The organism is Acinetobacter sp. YH18001, from assembly GCF_013416975.1.
GTDB lineage: Bacteria > Pseudomonadota > Gammaproteobacteria > Pseudomonadales > Moraxellaceae > Acinetobacter > Acinetobacter pseudolwoffii.
On the sequence record NZ_VPEU01000064.1, the window covers coordinates 1 to 8,735 of the forward strand.

Here is an 8,735-nt window from a genome sequence, read left to right on the forward strand (position 1 = left end):
GTGATTCATCATTCCGACAGAGGTGTGCAATATCTTTCCATTCGCTATACCAATCGTTTAGAAGCAGCAAATTTACGAGCATCAGTCGGTACGACTGGTGATTCATACGATAATGCTTTGGCTGAAACGGTGAATGGCTTATACAAAACAGAGGTGATTGAATATCTAAAAGCAGATTGGCAAGGTTTAGCAGATGTACAACTTGCGACACTAAATTGGGTAGATTGGTTCAATAGATTGGTTCAATAAAGAGCGTGTACATAGTGCACTAGGTTATGTATCACCTTTTGATTTTGAAGCAATGTACTATGATAAGATTAACCCGTTAGGTCAGGTGGCCTAACTTAAATAAAAAACTCTCCGACAAACCCGGTACGGTTCACTATCTATTGTTATTCTTACCTGAAATTGATGTGAGCTTATAGAGACAAGGTAAATTTGCAAAAGTGCCGGCTATTCAGTGTTCATTGAATGTTTAATTTAATTTATTAAGCTTGACCTTGGAGTGGCTCTAAGCCTTATACTTGGTACAAATTTTTCGATTGTTATGATGATGCGTTCTACTACATGGATTACAGTCTTGGTTGGATTGTTCATGTTCCAAAGCTTTTGGAATGTGGCGGCGGCCTTTTGTGTCCATGAACAACAGCCTCAATCACAGCAGAGTTATCATTTTGGTCATCACCAAAATACCTTGTGTGCCAGCGATAGTCGTCAACACGATCATAATGGACAGTCAGAAAACATAAAAACATTCAGTAGCGATTTAGAAATCGGTGAAGATCATCAAGATCATCTACCATCGATGACGCATTTGATTGTACAAAATGAAAAAGTAGATGTGTTTCATCCAAGCTCTGAAGTTAAAGTGAATCCACAATTTCATTGGAAAAACAGCTATCAGGCTCCTGACCTGTTTCAACAAAGCCCACCTCCCGAATTTTCCCCGCTCATGGTGGGGTAGCCTAAAACATTCCCACCACTTTTATTATTTAAATAAGTGGGAAAAATCATGTCTTCACAATCAATTATACTCTTGCGTCATAGCTTGGTTGCTTGTATATGTGCAGCGGCTATGCAATATAGCTATGCTGAAAACGTTACCAGCTTTGAATCCGCTTTAGCAAAAGTACAAAGTTACCAGACTCAAGACAAGCTGTGGCAACAAGTTCAGCAAATATCTGAATTGAATATTCAGCAAAGTCGGTTATGGCAGAATCCAAGTATAAGTTTAGAACAGTCTGGCTTTGGCTCAGGTCAAGAACAGGAATTCAATGTTGGCGTTAGTCAACCTCTAGATCTATTTGGTCAGCGTAAGCTGAACCGGGTGATTGCCAATACCTCGAATCAACAAATCCAATTGCAACAGCAATTATGGAAGGCACAAAGCCAACTGATTGTTAAATTTGCATGGTCGCAATTTGCACTTGCTGAGGTTGAGCAGTCTGCTTATTCAGTACAGTTAAAAACAAGTAAAGCCAATCTGGACAGTGCCCAGAAACGCTATCAGGCAGGCAGTATTGCCCTGGTTGATTTTGAGCGTACCCAAATTGAAGCGCTAGAAATCCAACGACTTTATCAGCAAGCGATGCTGAATAAACAAGCTGCCGGTCGTCAGCTGTCTAATTTGTGGGGGGGAGAAACATCTTCACATCTTCAATTGAATAAAACCGCTATCCCTTGGCCAGAGCAAAGTCTCCAAACTGTGCAACGGTATATTGCTGAAGGGTGGCTAGAAAAATTCTATGCCTTGAACATTCAGCAATCGGATCATCAAATTGAAAATTTAAGAATTCAGGCACGTCCCAATCCGACTTTAAATGTAGGCATGAAACGTAGCAAAACCCCTAATGAAAGCAACGATACGACTTTGGCAATCGGCGTGGCTATTCCACTGAATATTTTCAACCGCCAGCAATATGCGATCCCGATGGTCCAGCAACAGCAAATATTGCTGAACCAACAGCAGCAGCGTGAGCTGAAGCAACAAATACTCAATATTGCCAACAGCATGCATCAGCTCAAAGGTTTACGTAGCCAGTTCGATGCCACAACAGCACAAGTTACTTTGGCGACCAAAGTTCAGAGCCGTACTTTACAAGGGTTTCAGGCAGGGAAACTGTCCATTACCGACGTTCAGCAAGCAACCACCCAACTGCAGAATCTTCGATTGGGTCAATTACAAATTCTACGTCAAGCTTGGCAAACTGCCCTCGCAGCTGAGGCACTCAGTATTGGCACAAGTTATGAAGAAATTAGCCGTTCGGATGCCTATACACAACTGAATAAAAAGGCAGTCGAAGCATCGCAAAATTTAATCAATGGGGGAGCACGATAAAATGAACGCCAAGCAAAACGGAAAAATATCCCAGTCTCTCATGATTGCAATTTTGATTCTGATTACGGTCTTGGTCAGTCTGGTTATTTGGTTAAGTTCAAAAAAAACTGAATCTGAGGGGCATGGTCATGATGAGGGAAATGCCGAACATTCTGATGAAGATAGTTCTGAAGAAGGACATGCTGAAGAAGGCGAAATACAACTGACCAGCCAACAAATGGTTGAACAAGGTTTAAAAGTTGCTGTTGCATCCACAGGATTGGTTGAAAAGCTGACAACCCTGCCAGGTAAATTGGTGGTGAATACCGATCAACAAGCGCATATATCGCCTAATTTTAGTGGTCATGTCGAGCAGGTCAATGTGGCTTTAGGACAGAGCGTGCAAAAAGGACAAACGCTGGCTGTACTAATCGTGCCTGAACTGATCGACCAACAGGCAAATCTGCGTATGGCACAGGTGAATCTGGATTTGGCCCGTAAAGATTACCAGCGCGAACAGCAACTCTGGTCACAGGGGATTTCTGCCAAACAGGATTACCAGCGTGCCGAAAATGCCTACCGTCAAGCGCAGATTACTGTCCAGTCCTCACAAGCACGTTTAAATGCATTAGGTGCAAGTGGCAATAACAATGGGCGTTTTCTGATTAAAGCACCGATCTCTGGGGTGATCAGTCAAAAAGATATTGTGGTCGGTGAAAATGTGCAACTGGCTAATCAGCTCTTTGTCATTGAACAGCTGAAAGATTTATGGCTTGAGTTTAATTTGCCGAATCAATTCTCAGGTCAACTGCAAGCCGGGCAAAAAATTGACTTTAAAGTGAATGATTCAGATCAAATCTATAAAGCTACTGTACAAAGCTTAACCTCTCAGGCAGATGTACAAACAGGGCGTCTGGTGGTGCGCGCAAAACTCGATGCGCAAGCTACTGAGTTGCGTTCTAATGTGTTAGTGAGAGTGTTGATTCCGGAAGCTACAGCAAAATCAGCCCTTCGGATTCAAAAGTCTGCGCTGCAAAGTATTGAAGGTGAAGACAGTATTTTCATCGTAGATTCAGAACAAAAAGGTCAAGTCCACTTAAAAGCACAGAAAGTGCAATTGGGGCAGGCTTCAAGTGATGGACAATGGCTTGAAGTGATTTCTGGGCTGACTGAAGGGCAGAAGTATATCGCTCAAGGCAGTTTCTTGTTGAAATCTGAATTAGAAAAAGACGAGGCAGGCCATGAACATTAATTCTGATCTGCCAAAACCAGAAGGTTTATTCGAACGAATCATTCAGTTTTCCATACAAAATGCGATTTGGGTGTTGCTCTTTGTCTGTACCTGGATTGCGGTCGGGGTGTATAGCTATCAGAAACTCCCGATTGATGCTGTACCCGATATTACCAATACCCAAGTCCAGATTAATACTCAAGCCAAGGGTTTTACTGCGCTTGAAGTCGAACAGCGGATTACCTATCCCATTGAAAATGCCATGGCTGGCATTCCGGATCTGGAGCTTACCCGTTCCATATCCCGTTATGGACTCTCTCAAGTCACCATTGTCTTTAAAGATGGGACTGATATTTATTGGGCCCGTCAGCAGATTAACCAACGGATACAGGAGGCGCAATCTGAGTTGCCTGCACAAATCGCACCGACGATGTCCCCCGTTTCTACGGGTCTCGGTGAGATTTATCAATGGGTACTGAAGGCAGATCCGAATGCGAAAAAGCCGGATGGAACTGCATACACGCCGATGGATTTGCGTGAGATTCAGGACTGGATTGTGCGTCCTCAACTGCAACGTGTTAAGGGAGTTGCAGAGGTCAACAGTATTGGTGGTTTTGAAAAAACCTATGTGGTCTCTCCCGATTTAAACCGGATGCAGCAACTGAATATCTCATTAGAACAACTGCAACAGGCTTTAGCGCAAAATAATGAGAACCGAGGTGCAGGTTATATTGAAGACAATGGTCAGCAACTGACGGTACGTGTACCGGGTACATTCAATGGGCTTTCTGATATTGAGAACACCATGCTGGGTAGCCCAAATGGCAGCCCAATTCGGGTTGGTGATATTGCGCAAGTCTCTATTGGGCATGATTTAAGAACCGGTGGGGCAACCTATAACGGCAAAGAAACCGTTTTAGGGATTGCCATGATGGCGATGGGTGGAAATAGCCGGACTGTTTCTAAAGCTGTGGATGCCAAGCTTCAAGATATTCAGAATAGTTTGCCTAAAGGGGTAGTGATTGAAACGGTGTACGACCGTACTACCTTGGTTGAGAAGGCGATTAAAACCGTTCAGAAAAACTTGGTAGAGGGAGCAATCCTGGTCATCATCATTCTGTTCCTGTTTTTAGGGAATATCCGTGCTGCCTTGATTACTGCCTGTGTCATTCCACTCTCTATGCTGTTTACCTTAACCGGGATGGCACAGAAAAATATCAGTGCCAATCTGATGAGTTTAGGTGCACTCGATTTCGGCATCATTGTCGATGGTGCTGTGGTGATTGTCGAAAACTGTATCCGGCGTTTAGCCCATACACAGCAACTGTTAAAACGACCTCTCACACAAAGTGAACGCTTTAAGGAAGTTTTTCTGGCTGCCCGCCAAGCACGTCGTCCTCTTATTTTTGGTCAGCTTATTATTTTGGTGGTGTATTTGCCGATTTTTGCTTTAAGTGGTGTAGAAGCAAAACTATTTCATCCGATGGCTTTAACCGTTGTTCTCGCACTGGTGGCAGCTATTATTTTATCGATCACCTTTGTGCCCGCTGCAGTTGCTTTATGGGTTAAAGGGGAGATCAAAGAAACGGAAAGCCGTTGGATGATCTGGCTCAAAACCCGATATCAACAGATATTGGATGGAGCCTATCATTACAAAGCGGTGGTTTTAACTTTTGCCATTTGTCTCCTGGTCATTACGGGTCTGCTCAGCACGAAGATTGGCAGTGAGTTTGCACCCCAGCTGAGTGAAGGTGATTTTGCGGTACAGCAATTACGTTCTCCAAGCACAGGCTTGGAAGAGTCTTTACGTATTCAGGAAAATACCGAAAAGCTTTTACTGAAAAACTTTCCCGAAATTAAAGCTATATTTGCCCGTACCGGGACTGCTGAAGTGGCGACAGATGTGATGCCACCGAATATTTCCGATGGTTATATCATGCTGAAACCACGTGAGGAATGGCCAGATTCAAAAGAAAGCCTAGATGCACTTCGAACCCGAATGGAAGCTTATCTTGCGACAATTCCCGGCAATAACAGTGAGTTTTCTCAGCCTATTGAGCTACGTTTTAATGAACTGATTTCAGGTATACGCAGTGATGTGGGGGTGAAGGTTTTTGGTGATGACATGCAGGTTTTGAATACTGAGGCTGCAAAAATCGCGAAAATCATTCAGCAAGTCGCAGGTAGCAGTGCGGTGAAAGTTGAACAAACTTCGGGTCTGCCTTTACTCAATGTAGAGATTGATAAAGCTTTAGCTGCCCAGTATGGCTTGAGTGTGAAATCTATTCAGGATGTGGTGGCTGCAAGTATTGGTGGACAAAGCGTGGGAGAGATTTTAGAAGGCGATCGTCGTTTTGATTTTGTTATCCGTCTTGGAGAGCAAGACCGTAGTGTCGCATCTGTTTCTCAGTTACCTATTCAGCTTCCAAATGGTGGCAGTATTTTATTGTCGGATGTCGCGCAAGTCTCGACCATTGAAGGAATCAACCAAGTCAGTCGAGAAAATGGTAAACGCCGAGTTGTGGTTACAACGAATGTTGAAGGGCGTGATTTAGGGTCTTTTGTTTCTGATGTACAGACACAGCTCAAAGCATACACTTTGCCAAGTGGTTATTGGATAGAATATGGCGGTCAGTTTGAAAATTTGGCTTCAGCCAAAGCACGGATGCAAATCGTGATTCCACTGGCTTTAATCACTATCTTTATTTTACTGATGGCGGTCTTTCACAATGTCAAAGAAAGTCTATTGGTCTTTACCGGGGTACCCTTTGCCTTGACCGGTGGTGTGCTGTTCCTTTGGCTAAGGGATATTCCATTATCGATGTCAGCTGGAATTGGCTTTATTGCCTTATCTGGTGTTGCAGTCCTCAATGGACTGGTAATGCTGACCTTTATTAAGGAATTAAGGGACAAATATCCAGTGCATAAAGCCGTGTGGCAAGGGGCTATTTTGCGCTTAAGACCAGTGTTGATGACAGCTTGTGTGGCTTCACTGGGTTTTGTACCAATGGCGCTGGCAACCGGAACAGGGGCTGAGGTTCAACGGCCACTGGCAACCGTAGTGATTGGCGGGATTATCTCTTCAACATTACTAACTTTGGTGCTGTTACCCGTGCTTTATCGTTGGATAAATGAAAAGAAAGTTTCTTAATCCAATAGATTAGTCGATTTACAGCAGAGATATTGGCTGTTATCCAATATCTCTGCTCATCATAAATAGAATAAGGAAAATATTTTATGTCAGAACATCATGATCATAGCCATGCGGTTGTTACTGAAGAAAATAGTAAGAAGTTAATGGTTGCCTTAGGTTTAACGACTACTTTTTTAATAGTAGAAGTTGTCGCTGCTTTTATTACCCAAAGTTTGGCTTTGTTATCTGATGCAGCTCATATGTTTACTGATGTAGCCGCTTTAGCTATTGCTCTTGCCGCTATCAAAATTGGTAAAAAAGCCGCAGATGATAAAAGAACTTTTGGCTATCAGCGATTTGAAATTTTAGCGGCTCTGTTTAATGCGGTGATGCTTTTTGTGGTAGCAATATATATTGTATATGAAGCTTATCAACGTTTTACGAATCCTGCTGAAATTCAAAGTGTTGGAATGATGATTGTCGCGGTCATTGGTTTGGTCATAAATTTGATTTCAATGAAAATCCTTTCTGCTAGTGCTGAAGGAAGTCTAAATATAAAAGGTGCATATTTAGAAGTTCTTAGTGATGCTCTAGGATCGATAGGCGTGATTATCGGAGGAATAGTTATTTATTTTACCCAGTGGATGTGGGTTGATACCGTAATCGCTGTGTTAATTGGCTTCTGGGTCTTACCTCGAACTTGGATTTTATTAAAACAAAGTATTCATATTCTGCTTGAAGGAGTTCCTGATGAGATTGATATTGAGTCGTTAAGAAATGATTTATTGAAGCTAGAGGGCGTTGAAGGGATTCATCAGTTGAAAGTCTGGGCTATATCCTCAAGAAATATTCATTTAACTGCTCATTTGGTTGCTCCGAATAGCAATACAGATCAACTCTATCAAAAGGCCTTAGAAGTTCTAAAACATAATCATAATATTACTGAAATTACGTTACAAATAGAAAATACGAAATGTAATACATTGAACCAACATAAACACTAATTTGGACTTTAGTCTTCATATAGATGTTTTGTGTAACTTTAAAGTATACCCTAAAATTACATTTTAAAAGTTCTTAAAAACATGTACCATTTAAATGTTTTTTAATCATAAGTAACATGTAACTTTGGTATTAAAGATTTATAATTTACGAAATTGTTCATTTTTATCCAATTGGGGCGTAAAAAGTGAAAGGCCAAAAAGTAGGCTATGTGCGAGTGAGTTCGGTCGAGCAAAATACGGGACGTCAACTTGAGGGAATTGAAGTCGACCGGATTTTTGTTGACCGTGCTTCAGGTAAAAATACCGACCGACCGAAATTTCAGGAAATGTTGAATTATGTCCGGGAAGGAGACCGGGTGATAGTACATTCCATGGATCGTTTTGCGCGAAGCTTAAAAGATTTGGTGACTGAAGTGGATAAACTGGTCAAACGAGGGATTGCCATCCAGTTTGTAAAAGAAAATATTACTTTTACGGCCCAATCCACCCCGATGGATAATTTGATGCTGCAACTGATGGGTGCTTTTGCACAGTTTGAACGTGAGATCATTTTAGAGCGGCAAAAGGAAGGAATTAAACTTGCCTCTTCTCAAGGGAAGTACAAAGGCCGGGTACATAAATTGAAACCTGATCAGGCTGAAGCTTTGCGACAAGACTGGAAGGAAGGGAAGTACCCTTCAAAAATGGCATTAGGCCAGGCATTTGGAATTAGTCGCCAAGCGGTATATCGGTATTTAAAAGCCGGGAAATAACTCAATTGAAATTGGCGACTATATTTAGTTTAGCTTATGAAAATCGTGAAACGTTGATTAAATAATAAGTGCAGAAAGCAAAGAGTTACTAATTTTATACAATATAAGTTTTTGATTTATAATTAATTAACTCGATTGCAATCTAGCTTTTTCAGCAACGATTTATCTTTTTTAAAATAGTATTAATTTATTTTTTTGAGAACAAACCTTAACAAAATTACAGTAGAATGAAAGGCTTAATTTAAATGCTGTAAAAATAGACAAATTTGTTTACATTTTTTATGTGAAAAATAACATT

Annotated in this window: 6 protein-coding genes and 1 pseudogene; all 7 read left to right on the forward strand. The window is 41.5% G+C overall.

What is annotated here, in order from left to right:
- Positions 1–343: pseudogene (locus tag FTV48_RS13395) on the forward strand (integrase core domain-containing protein); the annotation flags it as partial.
- A 210-nt stretch (positions 344–553) separates the two neighbouring features.
- Positions 554–964, forward strand: a complete 411-nt coding sequence (locus FTV48_RS13400) for a cation efflux protein, CzcI-like (RefSeq protein ID WP_197704863.1) — start codon at positions 554–556, stop codon at positions 962–964.
- Positions 965–1,012: 48 nt separating this feature from the next.
- Entirely contained in the window at positions 1,013–2,338 is a 1,326-nt protein-coding gene (locus FTV48_RS13405) for a TolC family protein (protein WP_035269736.1), read from the forward strand.
- Between the two features lies 1 nt (position 2,339).
- Positions 2,340–3,569, forward strand: a complete 1,230-nt coding sequence (locus FTV48_RS13410; RefSeq protein ID WP_016658777.1) for an efflux RND transporter periplasmic adaptor subunit — start codon at positions 2,340–2,342, stop codon at positions 3,567–3,569.
- Positions 3,559–6,699, forward strand: a complete 3,141-nt coding sequence (locus tag FTV48_RS13415; protein WP_096902762.1) for an efflux RND transporter permease subunit — start codon at positions 3,559–3,561, stop codon at positions 6,697–6,699. Before FTV48_RS13410 ends, FTV48_RS13415 begins: the two co-directional genes overlap by 11 nt.
- A gap of 86 nt (positions 6,700–6,785) precedes the next feature.
- Positions 6,786–7,685, forward strand: a complete 900-nt coding sequence (locus tag FTV48_RS13420) for a cation diffusion facilitator family transporter (protein WP_005028603.1) — start codon at positions 6,786–6,788, stop codon at positions 7,683–7,685.
- Positions 7,686–7,870: 185 nt separating this feature from the next.
- Complete coding sequence (locus FTV48_RS13425) at positions 7,871–8,437, forward strand: recombinase family protein (protein ID WP_004812033.1); 567 nt, start codon at positions 7,871–7,873, stop codon at positions 8,435–8,437.
- Positions 8,438–8,735: the final 298 nt, after the last annotated feature.

Bases quoted from the DNA above. Each gene is read 5' to 3' on its own strand.
- FTV48_RS13400 (WP_197704863.1), top strand. From the start codon at position 554: ATGCGTTCTACTACATGGATTACAGTCTTGGTTGGATTGTTCATGTTC.
- FTV48_RS13405 (WP_035269736.1), top strand. From the start codon at position 1,013: ATGTCTTCACAATCAATTATACTCTTGCGTCATAGCTTGGTTGCTTGT.
- FTV48_RS13410 (WP_016658777.1), top strand. From the start codon at position 2,340: ATGAACGCCAAGCAAAACGGAAAAATATCCCAGTCTCTCATGATTGCA.
- FTV48_RS13415 (WP_096902762.1), top strand. From the start codon at position 3,559: ATGAACATTAATTCTGATCTGCCAAAACCAGAAGGTTTATTCGAACGA.
- FTV48_RS13420 (WP_005028603.1), top strand. From the start codon at position 6,786: ATGTCAGAACATCATGATCATAGCCATGCGGTTGTTACTGAAGAAAAT.